This is a genomic window from Micromonospora sp. NPDC049359 (assembly GCF_044466585.1).
In the GTDB taxonomy this organism is placed as follows: Bacteria; Actinomycetota; Actinomycetes; order Mycobacteriales; family Micromonosporaceae; genus Micromonospora.
In genome coordinates this window covers 89591-108274 of the sequence record NZ_JBITMW010000008.1, presented here as the reverse complement: position 1 = coordinate 108274, position 18684 = coordinate 89591, and the positions used below count along the sequence as shown (strand labels likewise).

General features: G+C 71.7%; 19 protein-coding genes. 9 read left to right on the top strand and 10 right to left on the bottom strand.

Features of this window, described 5'->3' with window-relative positions; all coding sequences use genetic code 11:
- Position 1 precedes the first annotated feature (1 nt).
- The 3 genes from ACIBTX_RS19495 to ACIBTX_RS19485 are packed head-to-tail and all read right to left on the bottom strand — an operon-like array spanning position 2 to position 2716.
- On the bottom strand, positions 2–886 hold the full coding sequence (locus tag ACIBTX_RS19495; RefSeq protein WP_357126000.1) for an ABC transporter permease: 885 nt from the start codon (positions 884–886) through the stop codon (positions 2–4).
- Entirely contained in the window at positions 876–1655 is a 780-nt protein-coding gene (locus ACIBTX_RS19490; RefSeq protein WP_357125997.1) for an ABC transporter ATP-binding protein, read from the bottom strand. The genes ACIBTX_RS19495 and ACIBTX_RS19490 overlap by 11 nt, the downstream gene beginning before the upstream one ends.
- Positions 1652–2716, bottom strand: coding sequence for an ABC transporter substrate-binding protein (locus ACIBTX_RS19485; RefSeq protein ID WP_357125994.1), 1065 nt, complete (start codon positions 2714–2716; stop codon positions 1652–1654). The genes ACIBTX_RS19490 and ACIBTX_RS19485 overlap by 4 nt, the downstream gene beginning before the upstream one ends.
- 218 nt (positions 2717–2934) lie before the next feature.
- On the opposite strand from ACIBTX_RS19485, the gene ACIBTX_RS19480 reads away from it, so the two are divergent.
- The 3 genes from ACIBTX_RS19480 to nudC are packed head-to-tail and all read left to right on the top strand — an operon-like array spanning position 2935 to position 6547.
- A complete protein-coding gene (locus ACIBTX_RS19480; RefSeq protein ID WP_357125991.1) occupies positions 2935–4245 on the top strand; it encodes a pitrilysin family protein in 1311 nt (436 codons plus the stop codon).
- On the top strand, positions 4242–5591 hold the full coding sequence (locus ACIBTX_RS19475; RefSeq protein ID WP_357125989.1) for a pitrilysin family protein: 1350 nt from the start codon (positions 4242–4244) through the stop codon (positions 5589–5591). Before ACIBTX_RS19480 ends, ACIBTX_RS19475 begins: the two co-directional genes overlap by 4 nt.
- Positions 5588–6547 carry an NAD(+) diphosphatase gene (nudC, locus tag ACIBTX_RS19470; protein ID WP_357125985.1) on the top strand — a complete coding sequence of 320 codons (960 nt, stop codon included), beginning with the start codon at positions 5588–5590 and terminating at the stop codon, positions 6545–6547. The genes ACIBTX_RS19475 and nudC overlap by 4 nt, the downstream gene beginning before the upstream one ends.
- Positions 6548–6674: 127 nt before the next feature.
- Here the strand turns inward: nudC and ACIBTX_RS19465 are convergent, their stop codons facing one another.
- The 3 genes from ACIBTX_RS19465 to ACIBTX_RS19455 all read right to left on the bottom strand — a co-directional run bounded on the left by ACIBTX_RS19465 (position 6675) and on the right by ACIBTX_RS19455 (position 8462).
- Positions 6675–6950, bottom strand: coding sequence for a hypothetical protein (locus ACIBTX_RS19465; protein WP_355050778.1), 276 nt, complete (start codon positions 6948–6950; stop codon positions 6675–6677).
- A 217-nt stretch (positions 6951–7167) separates the two neighbouring features.
- A complete protein-coding gene (locus ACIBTX_RS19460) occupies positions 7168–7407 on the bottom strand; it encodes a DUF397 domain-containing protein (RefSeq protein ID WP_357125981.1) in 240 nt (79 codons plus the stop codon).
- Between the two features lie 74 nt (positions 7408–7481).
- Positions 7482–8462: a helix-turn-helix transcriptional regulator gene (locus ACIBTX_RS19455; RefSeq protein ID WP_357125978.1), complete on the bottom strand. Its 981-nt coding sequence runs from the start codon at positions 8460–8462 to the stop codon at positions 7482–7484.
- 146 nt (positions 8463–8608) lie between these two features.
- Here ACIBTX_RS19455 and ACIBTX_RS19450 point away from each other — a divergent pair, with 146 nt between their 5' ends.
- A complete protein-coding gene (locus ACIBTX_RS19450; protein WP_357125975.1) occupies positions 8609–9967 on the top strand; it encodes an MFS transporter in 1359 nt (452 codons plus the stop codon).
- Between the two features lie 68 nt (positions 9968–10035).
- On the opposite strand, the gene ACIBTX_RS19445 is transcribed toward ACIBTX_RS19450, so the two are convergent.
- A complete protein-coding gene (locus ACIBTX_RS19445) occupies positions 10036–10278 on the bottom strand; it encodes a mycoredoxin (protein WP_357125972.1) in 243 nt (80 codons plus the stop codon).
- A 93-nt stretch (positions 10279–10371) separates the two neighbouring features.
- Between ACIBTX_RS19445 and ACIBTX_RS19440 the strand changes: the two genes are divergently transcribed.
- From ACIBTX_RS19440 to ACIBTX_RS19430, 3 genes are all read left to right on the top strand, one after another.
- Entirely contained in the window at positions 10372–12537 is a 2166-nt protein-coding gene (locus tag ACIBTX_RS19440) for an ATP-dependent DNA helicase UvrD2 (RefSeq protein WP_396832817.1), read from the top strand.
- A 122-nt stretch (positions 12538–12659) separates the two neighbouring features.
- Positions 12660–12911: a hypothetical protein gene (locus ACIBTX_RS19435; protein ID WP_357125966.1), complete on the top strand. Its 252-nt coding sequence runs from the start codon at positions 12660–12662 to the stop codon at positions 12909–12911.
- A 131-nt stretch (positions 12912–13042) separates the two neighbouring features.
- The gene (locus ACIBTX_RS19430; protein WP_355050569.1) at positions 13043–13408 is read left to right on the top strand and encodes a WhiB family transcriptional regulator; all 366 of its coding nucleotides are present in this window, start codon (positions 13043–13045) and stop codon (positions 13406–13408) included.
- Between the two features lie 294 nt (positions 13409–13702).
- Here ACIBTX_RS19430 and ACIBTX_RS19425 read toward each other — a convergent pair whose 3' ends face one another.
- The 3 genes from ACIBTX_RS19425 to ACIBTX_RS19415 all read right to left on the bottom strand — a co-directional run bounded on the left by ACIBTX_RS19425 (position 13703) and on the right by ACIBTX_RS19415 (position 16534).
- On the bottom strand, positions 13703–15049 hold the full coding sequence (locus ACIBTX_RS19425; RefSeq protein WP_357125961.1) for an AarF/ABC1/UbiB kinase family protein: 1347 nt from the start codon (positions 15047–15049) through the stop codon (positions 13703–13705).
- Positions 15046–16158 carry a hypothetical protein gene (locus ACIBTX_RS19420; protein ID WP_357125958.1) on the bottom strand — a complete coding sequence of 371 codons (1113 nt, stop codon included), beginning with the start codon at positions 16156–16158 and terminating at the stop codon, positions 15046–15048. Before ACIBTX_RS19420 ends, ACIBTX_RS19425 begins: the two co-directional genes overlap by 4 nt.
- Before the next feature lie 208 nt (positions 16159–16366).
- Positions 16367–16534 (bottom strand): DUF5679 domain-containing protein, encoded by a 168-nt coding sequence (locus ACIBTX_RS19415; protein ID WP_007464795.1) that lies wholly within the window; start codon positions 16532–16534, stop codon positions 16367–16369.
- A 526-nt stretch (positions 16535–17060) separates the two neighbouring features.
- Between ACIBTX_RS19415 and ACIBTX_RS19410 the strand changes: the two genes are divergently transcribed.
- Both ACIBTX_RS19410 and ACIBTX_RS19405 read left to right on the top strand, forming a co-directional pair.
- Complete coding sequence (locus ACIBTX_RS19410) at positions 17061–17591, top strand: M48 family metallopeptidase (protein WP_357125955.1); 531 nt, start codon at positions 17061–17063, stop codon at positions 17589–17591.
- A gap of 383 nt (positions 17592–17974) precedes the next feature.
- Positions 17975–18583, top strand: coding sequence for a hypothetical protein (locus ACIBTX_RS19405; protein WP_357125952.1), 609 nt, complete (start codon positions 17975–17977; stop codon positions 18581–18583).
- Positions 18584–18684: the final 101 nt, after the last annotated feature.

Sequence of the window (18684 nt, the reverse complement as noted above, 5' to 3'; positions counted from 1 at the left end):
CTCAGTTGCCCGCCTGGTCGAGCACGCCCCAGCGACGTCGGATCGCCTTGTCCGCCGCGCCGAACGCGGCGTCGACGACCAGGCCGAGCACCAGGATGACGATCATCGTGGAGAGCAGCCACGGCGCGTCGGACAGCTCCCGGGAGTAGGTGAGCTGCGCGCCGAGCGAAGTCTGCGAGATGCCGACCACGATCAGCTCACCGGCCATCAGACTCCGCCAGGAGAACGCCCAGCCCTGTTTGAGGCCCGCGACGATCGCCGGCAGCGCGGCCGGCGCGATCACGTACCGGTAGAGGTTGAGCCCACGGGCCCCCAGGTTGCGTCCGGCGCGCAGGAGCAGCGGTGGGACGTAGTCCACTCCGGAGATCACGCCGTTGGCGATGGACGGCGCCGCGCCGAGTACCACCACGAAGAAGATGGCCTTCTCGCTCAGCTCGAACAGCAGGATGGCCAGCGGGAACCAGGCGATCGACGGCATGGTCTGCAACGCGGTGATCATCGAGCCGATGGCGGCGCGCAGCACCGTGGACCGGGCCACCGCGAGGCCCAGGAGCAGGCCGACCGCGACCGAGAAGACGTACCCGACGGCCGCTCGGCGCAGCGTCGTGAGCAGGCCCTCCCAGAGCTGCGGGCCCTGGGCCTGGGTGATCAGCTCACGGCCCACGACCAACGGGCCGGGCAGGGAGTACGGCGGCTTCCAGCCCGACCAGACCACCACCTGCCAGGCCAGGATGGCGATCGCCAGCGCGGCGAGCTTGGGCCAGGTGGCCGCCCAGAGCCGGGTGCCCCGGGAGACCTCCTTCTCCCGGCCGGCGATCTCCAGCGCGTCCAGTCCGGTGATCTCCGCGTCGCTACGCGCCGAGCTGGTGAGGGTGTCACTGGCCATGGCGGCCCACCTCCGTACGGAGTCGTTCGGTGACCTCGGCGGCGATGGCGGCGACCTCGGGGGAGTCGATCCGTCGTGGCCGTGGGATGTCCACCTCGGTGGAGTAGATGATCCGGCCGGGGCGGCTGGAGAGCAGGATGATGCGGTCGGCCAGCCGGGCGGCCTCGCGCACGTTGTGCGTGACGAACAGGACCGAGAGTCGGCGCTCTGACCAGATGCGTTCCAACTCGTCGTGCAGGATGTCGCGGGTCATGGCGTCCAGCGCGCCGAACGGCTCGTCCATCAGCAGCACCGGCGTGTCCAGGGCCAGGGTGCGGGCCAGCGCGACCCGCTGGCGCATCCCGCCGGACAGTTCGTGCGGGCGTTTGCGGCCGAACTCGGCCAGGTGCACCGTGCGCAGCAGCTCGGCGACCCGGTCGCGGCGTTCGGCACGGGAGAGGCCCCGCAGCTTCAGCGGCACCTCCACGTTGGCCTCGACGGTCAGCCACGGGAACAGCGCCGGCTCCTGGAACATCAGCCCCGGGCTGGCGTCTCCGGCGATGCCGATCGTGCCGCCGCTCGGCCGGTCCAGGCCGGCGACCAGGTTGAGCAGGGTGCTCTTGCCGCAGCCGGACGCGCCGACCAGGCAGACGAACTCGCCCGGCGCGACGTCGAGGGAGACCCCGTCCAGGGCCAGTACGGCGTTCGCCCCGCGCCCGTACACCTTGGTTACCCCGGAGAGCGCGACCGCGGTGGTCGCGCTCTGCGGCGTCGTCGTGGTCGACGTCATGGCTGGGTGACCTCGGGCTTGCCGGCGGCCTTGAGCGACTTGTTGAGGTACGTCAGGTCGTACAGGCCCTTGAGGTCGACCGGCTCGGTGAGCTTGACCTCGACGGCGTGGTCGAGCCCGGCCTTGAGCGAGGTGGCGATCGGGTCGTTGGTGAACTCCAACGTCGGCCATGCCTGCTTGATCAGCTTGAGGTCCAGCGGCTTGCCGGTGATCTTGCCGATCGCGTCGGAGATGGCCTGCTGGGCCTCGTCCGGCTTGCTGTTGACGAACTCGTTAGCGGCGACCTGGCCGTCGACCAGCTTCTGCACGACGTCCGGGTGCGCCTTGAGGAACTTCGTGCTGACCAGCAGGTTGGTGATGACGAACTTCTTGTCCGGCCACAGGTCCCGCTCGTCGACGAGCACCTTGCCGCCGGCGTTGACCAGCCGGGACACGAACGGCTCGGGCACCCAGGCGGCGTCGATCGCGCCGCTGGTGAACGTCTCCACCGTCTGGGCGTTCTCCTGCGGCACGATCTTCACGTCGCCGCCGCCCTCCTTGGTGGTGGTCAGCCCCTGCTGCTTGAGCCAGTAGCGGACAGCCACGTCCTGGGTGTTGCCGAGCTGCGGGGTGGCGACCTTCTTGCCCTTGAGGTCCTGCGGGCCGTTGATGCCGGGCTTGACCACCAGCGCCACGCCTCCGGAGGCCGCGCCCGAGACGACCCGAACCGCCTCACCCTTGGACTTGGAGAACGCGTTGACGGTGGGGTTCGGGCCGATGTAGGTCGCGTCCAGCGCACCGGAGAAGACGGCCTCGATGGCGGCCGGGCCGGCGTTGAAGGTCTTCGGCTCCAGCTTGACGTCGGCGCCGAGCTTCTCGGCGAAGATGCCCTTCTCCACGCCGACGACGGCCGGCGCGTGGGTGATGTTGGGGAAGTAGCCGAGCCGCAGGGTCACCGGGCCGGAGCCGCCCCCCGCGCCCTCGCTGTCGTCGCCGCACGCGGCGGTGCTGCCCAGGGTCGCCGCGCCGAGAGCGGTGAGGGTGGCCAGGGTGACCAACCGGCGCAGGGGGAGGCGTCTCATCGTCCATCCAATCCGCAGTATTCCTACTTAGTTGGTAGGAAGACTGGGCCAGGCTGCGAGCAGCGTCAAGAGGCATCCACATGCCGGGAAGGGGCGTCTCAGTTATGTCGGCATTTCCTACTGTCTTGCTGTGGTAAGTGGTCGACCTCTCAAGCCGGTGGCAGCGGCTGCGCGAAGGTCGCCGGTGGCGGGGGTGCCGACGCGCTAGGGTCGATCCCGTGGCGGCGCGGAGATCCAGAATTCCAGCGACGAAGTATCCGGTCGAGCGGTTCACCCTCGACAACGGCCTGCGGGTGGTCCTGACCCCCGATCGCAGCGCCCCGGTGATCGGGGTGGCGGTGGTCTACGACGTCGGCATCCGCTCCGAGCCCCAGGGGCGTACCGGCTTCGCCCACCTCTTCGAGCATCTGATGTTCCAGGGCTCGGAGAACCTGGAGAAGCTGGCTCACTTCCGGCACGTGCAGGGCGCCGGCGGCACGTTCAACGGCTCCACCCACCTGGACTACACCGACTACTTCGAGACGCTGCCCAGCAACGCCCTGGAACGCGCCCTGTTCCTCGAAGCGGACCGGATGCGGGCGCCCCGACTGACCGAGGAGAACCTGCGCAACCAGGTCGACGTCGTAAAGGAGGAGATCCGGGTCAACGTGCTCAGCCGGCCGTACGGTGGTTTTCCCTGGCTGACCCTGCCGCCGGTCATGTTCGACACCTTTGCGAACGCGCACGACGGCTACGGCTCCTTCGACGACCTGGAGTCGGCCACCGTCGCCGACGCCGCCGACTTTTTCCGTCGCTACTACGCCAGCGGCAACGCGGTCCTGGCCGTCAGCGGTGACATCGACGTGGCCGAGGCGACCGAGCTGGTGACCCGGCACTTCGGGGACGTGCCGGCCCGTCCCGCGCCACGACGACCCGACTTCACCGAGCCCGACCTGACCGCCGAGCGGCGCAGCTCGTACACCGACGCTTTGGCGCCGTTGCCGGCGGTGGCCGGCGCGTGGCGGGTGCCCGACCCGGTCGGCGACTTCGCCGCCTACCTGCCGTACGTGGTGCTGGCCGAGGTGCTCACCGACGGCGAAGCGTCCCGCCTGGTCGAACGCCTGGTGCAGCGCGACCGCACGGTGACCAGCCTGGGTGGCTACCTCGGCTTCATGGGCGACCCGTTCGACGTGCGCGACCCGACGGCGCTGCTGTTGCAGGCGCACCTGCCGCCCGGCGGCGACGTGGACAAGGTGCTGCGCACCATCGACGAGGAGCTGGACCGGCTGGCCACCGACGGGCTGACCGACGGCGAGCTGGCCCGCACCCAGGCGCGGATGGCCACCCACCTGCTGCGCGACACCGACGCGGTGCTCGGCCGGGCGCTGCGGATGGCCGTCCTGGAGCAGCAACGCGGCGAGCCGGGCCTGCTCAACGACCTGCCCCGACTGGTCGGCGACGTCACCGAGGAACAGGTCCGGGCCGCCGCGGCCACCCTGCGCCCGGAACGCCGCGCGACGGTCGAGGTCATCCCCGGAGGCACCCGATGACGACCACGACCACCGCCACCGTCGGGCCGCGTACGCTCCCCCCGCTCGGGCCCACCCGCAAGCTGAAGGTGCCCAAGGCGGCCGAGCGGACGCTGGGCAACGGGCTCACCGTCATCGCGGTACGCCGGCCCGCCGTGCCCCTGGTCGAACTCCGGCTCTGGGTGCCGTTCGGCCGCGCCCACCTCGCGCGCGGGGCGATGCTCTCCCAGACCATGCTCTCCGGCACCGAGTCGATGACCAGCGTGCAGCTCGCCGCCGAGCTGCAGAAGGTGGGCGGCGGCCTATCCGCGGGAGTCGACCCCGACCGGCTGATGATCTCCGGCGCGGGGCTGGTCACCGGCCTGGACCGGATGCTGGAGTTGCTGGCCGAGGTGCTGACCGGCGCCAGCTACCCGAACGACGAGGTGGCCGCCGAGCGGGACCGGCTCATCGACCGGATCCAGGTCGCGCAGAGCCAGCCGTCGCACCTGGCCCGCGAGGCGCTCCTGAAGCGGATCTACGGGCGGCATCCGTACGCCACGCAGACCCCGGAGCCGGGCCAGCTCCGTGCCGTACGACCGGCGGCGCTGCGCAGCCTGCACACCGAGCGGGTGCACCCCGCCGGGGCGCAGCTGGTGGTGGTCGGCGACGTGCAGCCGGAGAAGGCCCTGGACGCGGCCGAGCGGGCGCTGTCCAGTTGGGCCGGGGCCGGGCGTACGGCCACCCTGCCGGCCACCCCGCCGCTGACGCCGGGGCCGCTGCTGCTGGTCGACCGGCCCGGCTCGGTGCAGTCCTCGCTGCGTGTCGCGCTGCCGGCCGTGCCGCGTACCGACCCTGACCACGCCCCGCTGCAACTGGCCAACCTGATCTTCGGTGGCTACTTCTCGTCCCGCTGGGTGGAGAACATCCGCGAGGACAAGGGCTACACGTACGGCCCGCACTCGGTGATCGAGCACTCGGTGGCCGGATCGGTGCTGGTCGCGGGCGCTGAGGTGGCCACCGAGGTCACCGGCCCGGCGCTGCTGGAGACCACGTACGAGCTGGGTCGGCTGGCCTCGCTGCCGCCGAAGCCCGAGGAATTGGAGCAGGCCCGCCAGTACGCCCTGGGCACGCTCCAGCTCGGAATGTCCACCCAGGCCGGTCTGGCGGCGCTGACCAGCGCGTACGCCGGCAATGGCCTGCGCCTGGACTTCCTGGCCGAGTACGCGTCCCGCCTCGCGAAGGCGACCGTCGACGACGTCGCCCGGGTCGCCGCCCACTACCTCGCGCCCGCTCGGGCGGTGGTCGTCGTGCTCGGCGACGCCGAGCGGATCACCCCGGGGCTGACCGCGCTGACGCCCGTGCACACCGAGCCGGTGCAGCCGTGAGCGGCGAGGGCGCGCCACCGCTGGCGCGCTCGACGCTGGATCGGGCCGCGCACCGCCGGGGTGACGCGCAGTGGTTGACCGAGGCGTGGCTGCGCGGCAGGGTGCTGCTGCTCGATTCGACCAACGACGGGCGGACGCTCGCGCGTACCGACGTGTCGCCTCCGACGCTGGTGCTGTTCGGCGCGGCCGACGCGCCGGCCGGCGCGGAGTCGACGGCGATGTTCCTCGGTGTCGAACCGGACGGGGTGCCGGTGTTCGCGGTCGACGCCCCGTTGCCGGCGCTGCCGGGCACCCGCGCGGTCAACCTGCGGGAGGTGGGCCACCTGCTGGGTGACCGGGAGGCCGGCCTCTTCACGACCGCGCTCGCGCTGCTGAACTGGCACACCCGGCACGGCTACTCGTCGGCGACCGGCGCGCCCACCGTCATGGACGAGGCCGGTTGGTCGCGGGTGGATCGCAACGGCGGGCGGATCTGGCCGCGTACCGATCCGGCGATGATCGTGCTGGTGCACGACGGCGTCGACGGCCCCGAAGGCCGCTGCCTGCTCGGCAACAACGCCGGCTGGCCGGGCACCCCGGGCGGCCGGCGCTACTCCTGCCTGGCCGGTTACGTCGAGCCGGGGGAGTCGGCGGAGGCCGCGGTACTGCGCGAGGTCCGCGAGGAGGTGGGCGTCGCGGTCGAGCGGATCGGGTACGTCGGCAGCCAGGCCTGGCCGTTCCCGGGCTCGCTGATGTTGGGCTTCCTGGCCACCGCCGACCCGTCCGACCCGGTGCGGGTCGACCCGTCCGAGATCGCGTACGCCCGGTGGTTCACCCGGGATGAGATCGGGGCGGCGTGCGCGGGGCGGGCCGTGGACGTGGGGGACGGGGCCCAGCTGATCCTGCCGCCGCCGTCGTCGATCGCGTTGTTCCTCATCCACCGCTGGTTGGACGGGTGGGTGGACGCCGCCCGGTGAGCACGGTCCCGGCCCGTGGCCGCCGTTGCCGCGACGGTCACGGGCCGGGAACACGGGCCGCCGTGGTCGGTGGGAGCGGTATGACGCGGCGGGGGAGCCGAGCCGACCACGGTGGACGTCTGGTGGGTCAGGTGCCGGTGCGGCCGGGTCTGCGCCGGAAGGCGGGCTGCGGCTCGTTGAGCGGCAGGACCTTGACCCGTTGCTTGCCGGCCCGTACCGCGCCGACGGTGGACAGGGCCCGGGCCAGCACCAGCGCGGCGTCCCGGTCCTCGGCGTGCACGGTCTGCCGGCGCGGCTCGGGCGTGGTGGTCTCGTCACGGAGGCGGTGGCCGTCCGCCCAGGCGGCGGCGATGTCACCGTCGGCGACGGTGCGGATGTCGGTGCGAACGATCAGGAACCGCATGTGGGTCTCCGGATGAACCGCGACGGATGAGCCGGTGTGTGGAAGTTCCACGTTTCTCGTGGGTCATGTTACGCCCCGTGTTCATCCCAGCAAGTGAAACGCGCCTATTGGTTTTGAGCCTCGTCCGATCGGCGGATGCCTGGTCAGCGGGGGCGTCGGCGGATACGACGACGGGGCCGCCGGCACTGTGCCGACGGCCCCGCCCCACATTGGAGGATCAGTTCAGATCGAACTGGCCCGTCTTCGCTCCAGCGATGAAGCCGAGCCAACCGGCCCGGTTGAACAGCAGCACCGGGCCGCCCCGGTCCTTGCTGTCGCGCAGCGCGACCGCCGACGGGCCGGTGCCCAGCGGCGCGACCTCCACGCAGTTGGAGGTCTGGCTACGTGTGCTGGTACGCCACGGGGCGTCCGCCAGGGAGCTGGCGGAGACGGACGGCGTGTGGTGGATGTCGTTCATGGTTCTGCTCCTGATGTGAACCGCTCCGATGGGACGAGTGGTGCCGCACGCCCCGACGGAGGGTCCCCCGTGGATCACCGGTCCGTCAGTCGTCCCGAATCACGGCGACGTTGGGTCGGCGCCGTTGCCGGCCCGAACGCCACTGTGGATACGGGTGCCGCCCCGGTCGGCCGTCCCGTCGCCTCGATCAGCCAGGAGAGGGTGTCCGAAGCGTCTAGTGCCGCCGTGCATAGCCACTCGAACACTACTTTATAGCGATTTAGCGTGATTGACTCGGTCGACATGACGTCGACGAACCCCCCTTCGATGGCCAATGTCTCCGGATCGAGCGGATCGGCGAACCGATAGAGGGAGAAGGCGGTCGGCGGAAGGTACCAATCGCCCACCTGAGTGTCCCGCGGAAGCACGTGCAGCGTCACGTTCGGTAGCAGAGCAAGTTCGCAGAGTTGGTGCAACTGCTCCTGCAGTACCTCGGGCGGCCCGGACCGACGGCCGAGGGCGGCCTCCTCCAGCACGGCCGTGTAGGTCGGCGCGTGCGGCTCGCGCGTCAGCAGCGTCTGACGGGCCAGCCGCGCCTTGACCTCGGTCTCCAACTCGTCGGCCGGCTCCGGCTCGCCGGCCCGCTCGCTCACCCGACGGGCCGACTGGAGTCGGACCCGCGCGTATCCGGCGGTCTGCAGCAGGCCCGGCACCAGCACCGGGTTGTACTCGGAGATCTCCGCGCAGCCGGCCTCCAACTCGGCCCAGCTCCGCTGCTGCTGCGTCATCACCGGGAAGTTCTTCAACCAGCCGCGCATGTCGCCGGCCTCACCGGCGATCCCGAGCAACTCCTCGCGCGCGGCGGCGTCGGCGCCGTACAGGTCCAGCAGGACGCTGACGTCCTGCGGGTCCGGTCTACTGCGGCCGTTCTCCAGGCGGGACAGTTTGGACGCGGACGCCCAGCCGATCCGCTCGATGACCTGGTCGCCGGTGAGGCCTGCGATCTCACGCAGACTGCGCAGTTCGATGCCCAACCGCCGGCGGCGCATGATTGGGCTGGGTGCGGCAGGAGGCACAGTGTCCTCTTTCCCGTCGTCCGCCGCAGACGCGACGGTAACTGTATGAAATTCGCCCCCCACGGTCAGTATGGACGGCGCGACCGGTGTCGGAGGTTCCGGCGGGGGCGTGTCTTGCCAAAAATGGACCACGGGTACGCCGGACGATGACGGACCCGCGGTCCCAGCCTCGTCGACCGCGCCCAGCCGGGCACGCCACCTTGCCGGAGGGACCCATGCGCACCGTCCTGCGCCGACCCGACTTCCGTCTCCTGTTCGGCGGCCTACTGGCCAGCATGACCGCCGAGTCGATCCTGCTACTCGCGCTCGCCATCTGGGTCAAGGACCTGACGGGCTCCGACGGGCTGGCCGGCGGCATCATCTTCGCCGTTGTCGCCCCGATGACGATGGCACCGCTGGTCGGGTGGTTCGTCGACAGGTACCCACGCCGACCCTTCTTCGTGGCCGCGAACGCGGTCACCGCGGTGCTGCTCGTACCGCTGTTCACCGTCCGCGACGCGGGCGACGTGTGGCGCGTCTACCTGGTCGCCGCCCTGTACGGCCTGTCCTCCATCACGCTCGGCGCGGCGCTCAGCGGGCTGATCCGGCAACTGGTGCCCGTGGAGCTGCTGGCCGAGGCGAACGGCGTGCTGCAGACCGTACGCCAGGGGTTGCGGTTGGTCGGCCCCCTGGCCGGCGCGGCGCTCTACGCGGCGCTCGGCGGGTGGGCGCTGGCCGGCATCGGGATGGTCGGCTTCATGACCGCCGCCGTGGTGGTGACCGCGGTGCCGAGCCCGGCACAGCCGCCGCCCACCGTACGGCTGCGGTGGCCCGCCGAGCTGGGCGCCGGCCTGCGACACCTGACCGGTGAGCCGGCGCTGCGCCGGGCCCTCGTCGGCTACGGGCTCGGGTCGCTGGTGATGGGCTTCAGCGAGTCGCTGATCTTCGCGTACGTCGACCAGGGGTTGGGCCGGGACGCCGCGTTCGTGGGCGTGCTGGTGATGGTGCAGGGCGTCGGCGGACTGTGCGGCGGGATCTGCTCACCGGTCCTGGTCCGGCGACTCGGCGAGGTCGCCACCCTGGCCGCCGGGGTGGCGTTCTTCGCTCCGGCGGCGCTCGCGCTCGCGTACCCCGACCTGCCGCTCGGGTTCGGGGCGGTGCTGCTGGCCGGCGTCTCGCTGCCGCTGACGATGGTGGGTCTGCAAACGCTGATCCAGCGGCGCACGCCGCCCGCCCTGGTCGGACGGGTGGCAGCGGCCACCCAGGCGCTGGTCAGCGGGCCGCAGGCGCTCTCCATCGGCGCGGGCGCCCTGCTGGTCGGCGTCCTGGACTACCGTGCCCTGTTCGTGCTGGTCGGGGTGGCGACGCTGGCTGCCGGCGGCTACCTGTGGCGGGGCCGACACCTCAGCGCGCCGTCCGGCGGCGCGAAGACCACACCGCCGACCCTTCCGGGGCCACGCCGCCCACTCGACGCCGGCATCGACAGCTCGGTGACCGTGTCCACCCGGCGGCCGTTCCGGCGTTGACGGGAGGCCGGACACGACGAACGGCCACCCGCGGGGGTGGCCGTTCGTCGAGGTCGTTACGCCTGCAGTCAGGCGCCCAACGTCGCCAGGTGCTGCTTGACCTGCGCGATCGACGGGTTGGTCAGGGCGCTGCCGTCATCGAAACGCAGCGTCGGCACCGTCTGGTTGCCGCCGTTGACGCTCATCACGAAGTCCGCGGCCTTCGGGTCCTGCTCGATGTCGACCACCTCATACCCGATGCCTTCCCGGTCGAGCTGCGACTTCAGCCGGTGGCAGTAGCCGCACCAGGGAGTGGAATACATCGTCAGCATGATCGGATCCTCCAACCGCTCTGGCCGCCGGCTTGCCGATCAAGCCGAGGCTGTCCGCTACAACACCCGGGGGAGCTGAGATGATTCCTGGTTGTGGGGGTTCACTCAGCGTCGGAAGGCGTACTCGCCGGGCTGGACCCGGAGCAGCGCTCCGCGGTGACCGCGCCGGCGGGCCCGGTGTGCATCCTGGCCGGAGCCGGCACCGGCAAGACCCGTGCGATCACCTCCCGGATCGCCCACCGGGCGCTCTCCGGCGAGATCTCCCCCCGGCACGTGCTCGCCGTCACGTTCACCGCCCGTGCGGCCGCCGAGATGCGTCACCGTCTCACGCTGCTCGGGGCCCAGGGCGTCCAGGCACGGACATTCCACGCGGCCGCGCTGCGTCAGGTGCGCTATTTCGCGCCCCGCCTGCTGGCCGGCCGCGCCATGCCCGAGCTGCTGGACAGCAAGGTGCGGCTGGTCACCCTCGCCGCCGCGCGGGTCGGTCTGCGTGCCGACCGGGCCGCTGCGCGGGACCTGGCCGGCGAGATCGAGTGGGCCAAGTCGTCGCTGGTCGAGCCGGGGGAGTACGTCGTCGCGGCGGCCCGCGCGCTGCGGGACACGCCGCACGAGCCGGCGAAGGTCGCCGATGTGTTCACCGCGTACGAGCAGCTCAAGCGCTCCAACGGCGTGATCGACTTCGAGGACATGCTGCGGGCCGCGGTGTGGGGCATCGAGGAGCATCCGGACGTCGGCGAGCAGATCCGCAGCCAGTACCGGCACTTCGTGGTCGACGAGTACCAGGACGTCAACCCACTCCAGCAGCGGTTGTTGGACGCCTGGTTGGCCGGCCGCAACGACCTGACCGTGGTCGGCGACGCCAGCCAGACGATCTACTCGTTCACCGGGGCGACCTCGGCGTACCTGGTCGATTTTCCCCGCCGGCACCGCAACGCCACGGTGGTCCGGCTGGTCCGGGACTACCGCTCCACCCCGCAGGTCGTCGGGCTCGCCAACGCCGTGATCTCCCAGGCTCGCGGGACCGAGGCGCGGCTGCGACTGGAGTTGACCGGACAGCGCCCTCCGGGCCCGGAACCCGACCTGCGGATCTTCACCGACGAGCCGGCCGAGGCGAACGCGGTGGCCGCGCGCTGTCGGGCGCTGATCGACTCCGGCACCCCGGCGAAGGAGATCGCCATCCTGTTCCGGACCAACGCGCAGTCCGAGGCGTACGAGAAGGCGCTGACCGAGGCCGCCGTGCCGTACGTGGTGCAGGGTGCCGAGCGCTTCTTCGAGCGCGTCGAGGTCCGTCAGGCGATGGTCGCCCTGCGCTCGGCCACCCGGTCCATCCCGGGGGAGACCCCGCTGCCGACCGCCGTCGTCGAGGCGCTCACCGCCGTGGGCTGGGCGCCGGACGCGCCCCCGGCCGGCGGCGCCGCCCGGGAACGTTGGGAGGCGCTGGCCGCGCTGGTCCAGCTCGCCGAGGAGTACGCGGCCACGCCCGAGCTGGTGCCGATCGGCGAGGCCGCGTCGGTGGAGCGTCCGGTCACCCTCACCGACTTCACCGAGGAGTTGGCCCGTCGGGCCGCCCAGCAGCACGTGCCGACGGTGGACGGGGTCACGCTGGCGTCCCTGCACTCGGCCAAGGGGCTGGAGTGGGACGCGGTGTTCCTGGTCGGCCTCGCCGAGGGCACGCTGCCCACCACGTACGCCAAAACCGTCGAGCAGGTGGAGGAGGAACGCCGGCTGCTGTACGTCGGGATCACCCGGGCCCGGCAGTGGCTCTGGCTGTCGTACGCCGCCGCTCGGTCGCCGGGCGGACGGGCCCGGCGGCCCTCGCGGTTCCTGCCCCAGTTGGACCGCTCCGGCGGCACCGAGCGGGCCGGCGCCTCGACGGGCGGGGCCCGGCGACCCGAGCGGCGTCGGACGCAGATCGTCTCCTGCCGGATCTGCGGCGCCACCCTGCTCGCCGGCCCGGACCGCAAACTCGGCCGCTGCCCCACCTGCCCGTCCGACATCGACGACGAGCTGCACGAACGCCTGCGCGAGTGGCGGCAGCGGGTGGCCGGCGCGCAGAAGGTCCCGGCGTACGTGGTGTTCACCGACGCCACGTTGACCGCGTTGGCGGAGCGGCGACCCGGCCGGCCGGAGGAGTTGATCGCGATCGCCGGCATCGGCCCCCGCAAACTCGGCCTCTACGGTGAGTCGGTGCTGGCGCTCGTGGGGGGCGCGGGGGTGGACGACGTCTGCCCGGAGAAAACTTTCGAAATCTCGTCGTAAATTCGTTTGCCCTCGCGCCCAGGCGAGGAATAACCTCAGGACACACCACGCGAGCGGCGCCATTCCGGCTGCTCACGGGGGTTGGTCCAGTCGATCCGAGGAACGTGAGGGAGGTGGCACCCGTGAAGATCTTCACCTATGAGCGTCTGACGGCGATGCCGTCTGTCTGCGCTCCGCTGTCGACTGTCCGGGTGGCTCTTGTGGCTACCCGACCGTGGGCTTCGCAGGTGCACCAGGTTCAGACCGAGCTGAATCTGACCGTTGCGCCGAATGCCGGAGTCCAGGGGACCAGTGGCTTCACGGGCATGGGCATCGATGGCGCCAAGAAGCGTACGGATGTCCGCGGCGTTCCACCTCGAGGTAGACCGGTCTGAATCTCAGACACCGGCTCACCTCGAGGCCGCGGAACCCGATTACCGGGATCCGCGGCCTCAGTTTTTTGCCCCGCCGTAAGTACGTCGGAATGCGATCCACGAGATCGAAGTGAGAGAGAGGTGACCGGGAGATGAGTCTGGCGTTGGCCCCCATCGACGTGAGCGTCGAGTTGGAGGCGAACCTGCCCTGCCGGAAGTTCGACCCCGACCTGTGGTTCTCCGACTCGCCTGCCGAGCTCGAGCTGGCCAAGTCGCTCTGCGGGGACTGCCCGCTGCGCGTCGAGTGCCTGGCCGGGGCGGTGGAGCGAGCGGAGCCGTGGGGCGTCTGGGGCGGCGAGATCTTCGAGCGTGGCGCGGTCGTCCCGCGCAAGCGGCCCCGTGGCCGTCCGCGTAAGGAGGACGTCGCTCGTGACGCCGCGCTCCGGGTCGAGGCCGAGGCTCGCCTGGCGGCCAGTGGGCTGTCCGAGGTGCGAGGCGCGGTCCGGCTGGCAGCCTGACATGTTCCCGACCCGTTCCAACGACGCCGGTGTCACACCGGCAGTGAGTGAGAAGACGATGTTGAACGTTCCGAGTGGCGCCTACGAGATGCAACTACTCCACGAAGCGCTGACCAGGGCTCGAATGCGCCGGCCTCAGGCCGGTCGTACCACCACGAGCACTGAGGCAACCCGATCCGCCCGTACCGTCGCCATGAACAGCCGTCGCCAGTCGGCGCGCGACCTGGGCGTTCTCTAGTACCACCCCACGCAGAAGGGCGGGTGCCGACCGGCACCCGCCCTTCCCTTACGTCCTCAGGCGACCGGCGCGAAGCCGGGCAGCCAGCGTTCCAGGATGCTCCGGTACGGGGCCTTGGCCTCCAACTGGCAGAGCACCCCGATCGACCCGAGCGTCACCCGGTGAATGAGCAGGTACGACGGTGGCAGGTTGAGCTTCCGGCTCAACTGGTACGTGGGGGATCGGGGGCTGGCCAGCCGGGCCGCCTCGGCGCGTAGCCAGGCCCGGGTGAACCGGAACCCGTCGGCGGCGATGGGCTCCAGCATCGGGCGGAGGAAGTCGAGGACCCCCTCGGCGTCGATCTCGTCGGTGGCCCCGATGAACCCCTCGTCCCGCAGCCCCGCCACCACGCCGTCCGCGTCCCCGCGCAACGCCCGACCGGCGATGAAGCCGATCGGCTCCGGTGTGCCCTCCGGCATTCGGGCCACCGCGCCGAAGTCGATCACCCCGAGCCGTCCGTCGGGCAGGAGCCGGAAGTTGCCGGGGTGCGGGTCGGCGTGCAGCAGACCAGCCCGCTGGGGTGCGGACAGGTGCAGCGTGGCCATCAGTCGGCCGGCCTCGTCCCGCTGCTCCTCGCTGCCGTCCCGGATGATGTCGGCGAGCGGTGTGCCCGTCACCCACTCGGTGACCAGCACCCGGGGCGACGCGGAGACGACGCCCGGGATGTAGATCTCCTCGTCGTCGGCGTACGCGGCGGCGAAGGCCCGCTGCGACTCGGCCTCCAGTTCGTAGTCCAACTCCTCGGTGATCCGCTCGCGCAGCTCGACGAGGAGCGGCTTGACGTCGAGGCCGGGCTGAATCGCCCGGAACATTCCGCCGAGGCGGGAGAGCTGCTTGAGGTCGCCGAGCAGCGCGTCGCCGGCACCCGGATACTGGATCTTGACCGCCACGTCGCGGCTGTTCGGCTCGCCGGACGGGCCGTACCCCGGCTCCCGCCACCGTGCCCGGTGCACCTGACCGATGCTCGCCGCGGCGGCCGGGGTGTCGTTGAACTCGACGAACCGGTCGCGCCAGTCCGGACCGAGCTGCTCGGCCAGCACCTTGTGCACGCTCGCGGCGGGCAACGGCGGCGCGGCCTCCTGAAGCTTGGTCAGCGCCTGTCGGTAGGGGGCGGCGATCTCCTCCGGCAGGGCCGCCTCGAAGACCGACAACGCCTGGCCGAACTTCATCGCCCCGCCCTTGAGCTGCCCCAACACGCTGAACAACTGCTCGGCGGTGCGCTGCTGGATCTCCGCCGAGATGACGTCGGAGGCGAGCCCGGTGACGCGCTTACCCATGCCGAGGACGGTCCGACCGGCGAAGCCGAGCGGCAGAGCGGCGAGCTTGGCGGTCCGGGACACGGCCCGGCGCGGGATGTCGGTCACTTCGCCATTGTTACCGACCGGAGGGGTCCGATGCTGCCGTGCGGCCGGGCTGGTGCGTACGCCCGGCGCCGCGAACACTCGCACGCCGGGTGCGGCGGCCAGCCCCGCCGCCGGAACCGGCCCGCGCCGGAAATCTCCACGGCGCCCCCCAGCGTCTCGGGCTGCCCGCCGTCGAGGTGGGCCAGGGCCTCCGCCACCGCGTATCCGATCGCCGCGAACAGTGTGCCGGTCGCGCCGGCGGTCACCGGCCGCGCCGCGGCCAGTTGAGCGGCGAGCCCTGGCCAGGCCGGGTCGCGGTCGGCCCGGTGCAGCTCGACGCAGCGCAGACACGGCCCGGCGGGCGGACGGACCAGCGGCCCGATCACCGGTACGCCCTCGCGGACGGTCACCATGAGGTGCGGCTGGCGGCGCTGGGCGAGACCGGCGGCGAGCAGCGCGGGCGGACGGTCCGCGCCGAACTGGATCACCAGATCCGTCCGGGCGGCCCGGACCGGGTGGGTGCCGGTGCCCGGCGCGACACGGTCGACCGCCGCCCGGATCGCCGGGGCCAGTGGCCGGCCCAACTCGGCAGCGGGAATGCCCGTCCCGATCAGGTCGATCGGTCGTACCGGGCCGCTGAGGTGCGGGATCACCTGGCCGACGCCGGCCTGGGCCAGCGCCAGCGCCAGCGGCCCGCCGAGGGCACCGCCGCCGGTGAGCAGCACCCGGGCCGCCCGCCGACGGCGCAGGACCTGCGCCGGGGTGCCGGGTAACCGGGCTGCCGCCAGCGCCAACGCTCCGGCCTCGGCGGCGAGCCGGGCCCGGACCGGCCCGGCGAGGTCGCGGGGGAGCAGGGTGTGCGCCGGCACCAGCAGGCCCGCCGCGCGCAGGGCGTCCAGCAGCGTACGAGCGTCGTCGGCGGCGACCTGGGCGGCGCCGGCCTCGGTCAGTACGTCCCGCTCGCTGCGGGTGCCGTCCAGCAGATCGAGCAGGTGAGCGGTGCGCGGATTGGTCAGCTCCACCAGTACGGCGAGCCCGGGGCCAAGGCCGATCTGCAGGGTGTGCCGATCCCGCCAGAGCCGGCTCAGGCCGGGCAGCAGGGTGGGGCGAGGCAGCGGCGTACGACTCATGGTGACGAATCGTGACCGCATCCGTGCGCTCGGTCGATCGTTGTCCACAGGCGTCCAAGGCCGTATCCAGCCTTGTCCACAGGATCTGCGGGGTTATCCACAGGCCACTGCGCGTGCTGTCGGCCACCCGACAGAGTCACCTACGGGCGGAACGGCAACGGGGGCGGGACGGCCACTCCGCCGTCCCGCCCCCGCAGATCCGTACGGGTCAGACCTTCGCCTTGCCGAGAATCCGGTTCACTGTTGTGCCGCATACCGGACACTTGCCCTTGGCCATGTTCATGCCGGTCTTCGAGACCTCCACGTGCCCCTCGAAGTCCCGCTTCTCCTTGCACTTCACGCAGTAACCGTTGTAGGTCTGGGCCTGGTCGGCCACGGTGCCCTCCTCGTCTCGTCCGCCGGTCAATACGGTTCCGGCGGAATGCCCGGCGGCGGACCTCACGGGGCGCCGGCGCTGGGGCTTACTCCACGGCCACCTTCGTGACCGCTGGTTCGCGGACCCTACCCAGGTCTGGGCAGTTCCATGTCAGCTGTGCATCGTCACTGTGAGCAAGTCGACGTCGAGAGTGTGCATGGCGAATTAGGTCGGATAAGTCAGTTTGGCGGGGACACGCCGACCAAACCCTCACAGCCACCCCTGCGGGTGCCCCCGCGGCAGCGTCGAGCGCGGTGATCACCTACGGTGGAGGGGCGGACCGCGCGATGCCGCCGCCGGCGTACACGGTGGGTGACGAGACGGCGTGATGGCACCTCGGCGGTGGTCCGGTCAAGAAATTTTCGGGACGCCGGGCGACCAATCACCATTTTTTGGGCGCGTGTCGCGCGGTTGACTCTTGCGGACCCCTGGTCAGTACGCATTAGCTTTCCCTCGTGACACGTAGCCGAGGCTGCGCGGCCCAGTGATGGCGGGGACGCGTAAGCCGGTCGTCGAGGTACGGCGCAGCCAGCGTCGGCGACGCACGGTGTCTGCGTACCGTGACGGTGAGCGGGTGGTCGTCCTCATCCCGGACCAGTTCTCCCGGGCCGAGGAGAGCGAGTGGGTCGACCGCATGTTGGCACGGCTCGCCGCCCGCGAGGGTCGACTGGCCCGCTCCGACGACGAACTCGTCGCCCGGGCCAACCGGCTGATCGACCTCTACCTGGGCGGTTACGGCGAGAAGGCCGTGCCGGCCAGCGTCCGATGGGTCACCAACCAGAACGGCCGCTGGGGCTCCTGCACCCCCGCCGACCGCAGCATTCGCATCTCGCATCGCGTCCAGGACATGCCCGACTGGGTGATCGACTACGTGCTGCTGCACGAGTTGACCCACCTCATCGTGCCCAGCCACAACGCCCGTTTCTGGGGGCTCGTCGGCCGGTACCCCAAGTCGGAGCGTGCGCGCGGCTACCTGGAGGGCGTCGCCGCCGCATCCTGCGCCCCCGTCCCCACCTGACCCGCCCCTGGGCTCAGCCCAGCCGGTGACCTTGCCCGGCCTGACGCGCCTAGGGCCCTGCCCGGCTTGCGTGCCTGCCCGGCTTGCGTGCCTGCCCGGCTTGCGTGCCTGCCCGGCTTGCGTGCCTGCCCGGCTTGCGTGCCTGCCCGGCTTGATCGACTCCGGTTCGCCGATGTTGGGGTGTCCTGGCGTCGGGATGCCCCGACTTCACCGGTGTGGAGTCGATCACCGGGCCCATCGGCCGTCTAGGCCCGTCTGGGCCGGCGCGGTGCGGCGGGCCGAGTCGTTGGGCTCGGCGAGGCGGGCTCGGCGCGCGTTGGGCTCGGCGGGGTGGGCGTCGGTGGGGTGAGTGAGGCGGTGGGTCGGGGCGTTAGGGTCGGGTCATGGCGGGGCGGGTGGTGGTGGTCATGTTCGGGCCGGTGCGGTGGTCGCCGCCGGGGATCGACCTGGCGGAGTGGCGGGCGGCGCTCGCCGAGGATGTCATCGACCTGGTCGCGACCCTCAACGAGGTGGATGTGGCCGTCGCCGTGACCCCGGCAGACCGTCCGCTGGCGGACGCGCTGGTCTGGCCCGGCACCGCGGTCCACGAGGTACCCGAGCCGACGCCGAACGCGGTGTTTGCCACGCTGGACGGCTACGACCAGGCGGCAGTGCTCGCGGGTGACGTGCCCGACCTGCCCGCGCTGACCGTCGGCAAGCTGTTGCGCCCGCTCACTACCCGGTCGGTCGCCGTCGCCCCGGCCGAGGGCGGCGGCCCGGGTCTGCTCGGAGTGGCCGTACGGCTGCCCGTGCCGCAGTGGTTGCCCCCGCTCGACTTTGACACCGCAATGCCGGCCGACGCCCGGGTCGGCGCCCCCCAGCCAGGGGACGTCGCCGTCACGGCCGGCTGGCGACGCCAGCGTGGCCCGGCCGACCTCGCCGCGCTGGACCCGGCCTTCGAAGGCTGGGAGGCCACCCGCTCGCTGCTGTCGGGCTCAAGCCGCCCCGCCTGATCGGCCCGCCTGATCGGCCCGCCTGATCGGCCCGCCTGATCGGCCCGCCTGATCGGCCCGCCTGATCGGCCCGCCTGATCGGCCCGCCTGATCGGCCCGCC

Excerpts from the sequence above, each read along its gene's own strand:
- ACIBTX_RS19460 (WP_357125981.1), bottom strand. The coding sequence starts at position 7,407 with ATGAACGACATCCACCACACGCCGTCCGTCTCCGCCAGCTCCCTGGCG.
- ACIBTX_RS19485 (WP_357125994.1), bottom strand. The coding sequence starts at position 2,716 with ATGAGACGCCTCCCCCTGCGCCGGTTGGTCACCCTGGCCACCCTCACC.
- ACIBTX_RS19410 (WP_357125955.1), top strand. The coding sequence starts at position 17,061 with ATGGCGGGGACGCGTAAGCCGGTCGTCGAGGTACGGCGCAGCCAGCGT.
- ACIBTX_RS19490 (WP_357125997.1), bottom strand. The coding sequence starts at position 1,655 with ATGACGTCGACCACGACGACGCCGCAGAGCGCGACCACCGCGGTCGCG.
- ACIBTX_RS19465 (WP_355050778.1), bottom strand. The coding sequence starts at position 6,950 with ATGCGGTTCCTGATCGTTCGCACCGACATCCGCACCGTCGCCGACGGT.
- ACIBTX_RS19445 (WP_357125972.1), bottom strand. The coding sequence starts at position 10,278 with ATGCTGACGATGTATTCCACTCCCTGGTGCGGCTACTGCCACCGGCTG.
- ACIBTX_RS19405 (WP_357125952.1), top strand. The coding sequence starts at position 17,975 with ATGGCGGGGCGGGTGGTGGTGGTCATGTTCGGGCCGGTGCGGTGGTCG.
- ACIBTX_RS19475 (WP_357125989.1), top strand. The coding sequence starts at position 4,242 with ATGACGACCACGACCACCGCCACCGTCGGGCCGCGTACGCTCCCCCCG.
- ACIBTX_RS19495 (WP_357126000.1), bottom strand. The coding sequence starts at position 886 with ATGGCCAGTGACACCCTCACCAGCTCGGCGCGTAGCGACGCGGAGATC.
- ACIBTX_RS19420 (WP_357125958.1), bottom strand. The coding sequence starts at position 16,158 with ATGAGTCGTACGCCGCTGCCTCGCCCCACCCTGCTGCCCGGCCTGAGC.
- ACIBTX_RS19450 (WP_357125975.1), top strand. The coding sequence starts at position 8,609 with ATGACGGACCCGCGGTCCCAGCCTCGTCGACCGCGCCCAGCCGGGCAC.
- ACIBTX_RS19430 (WP_355050569.1), top strand. The coding sequence starts at position 13,043 with ATGAGTCTGGCGTTGGCCCCCATCGACGTGAGCGTCGAGTTGGAGGCG.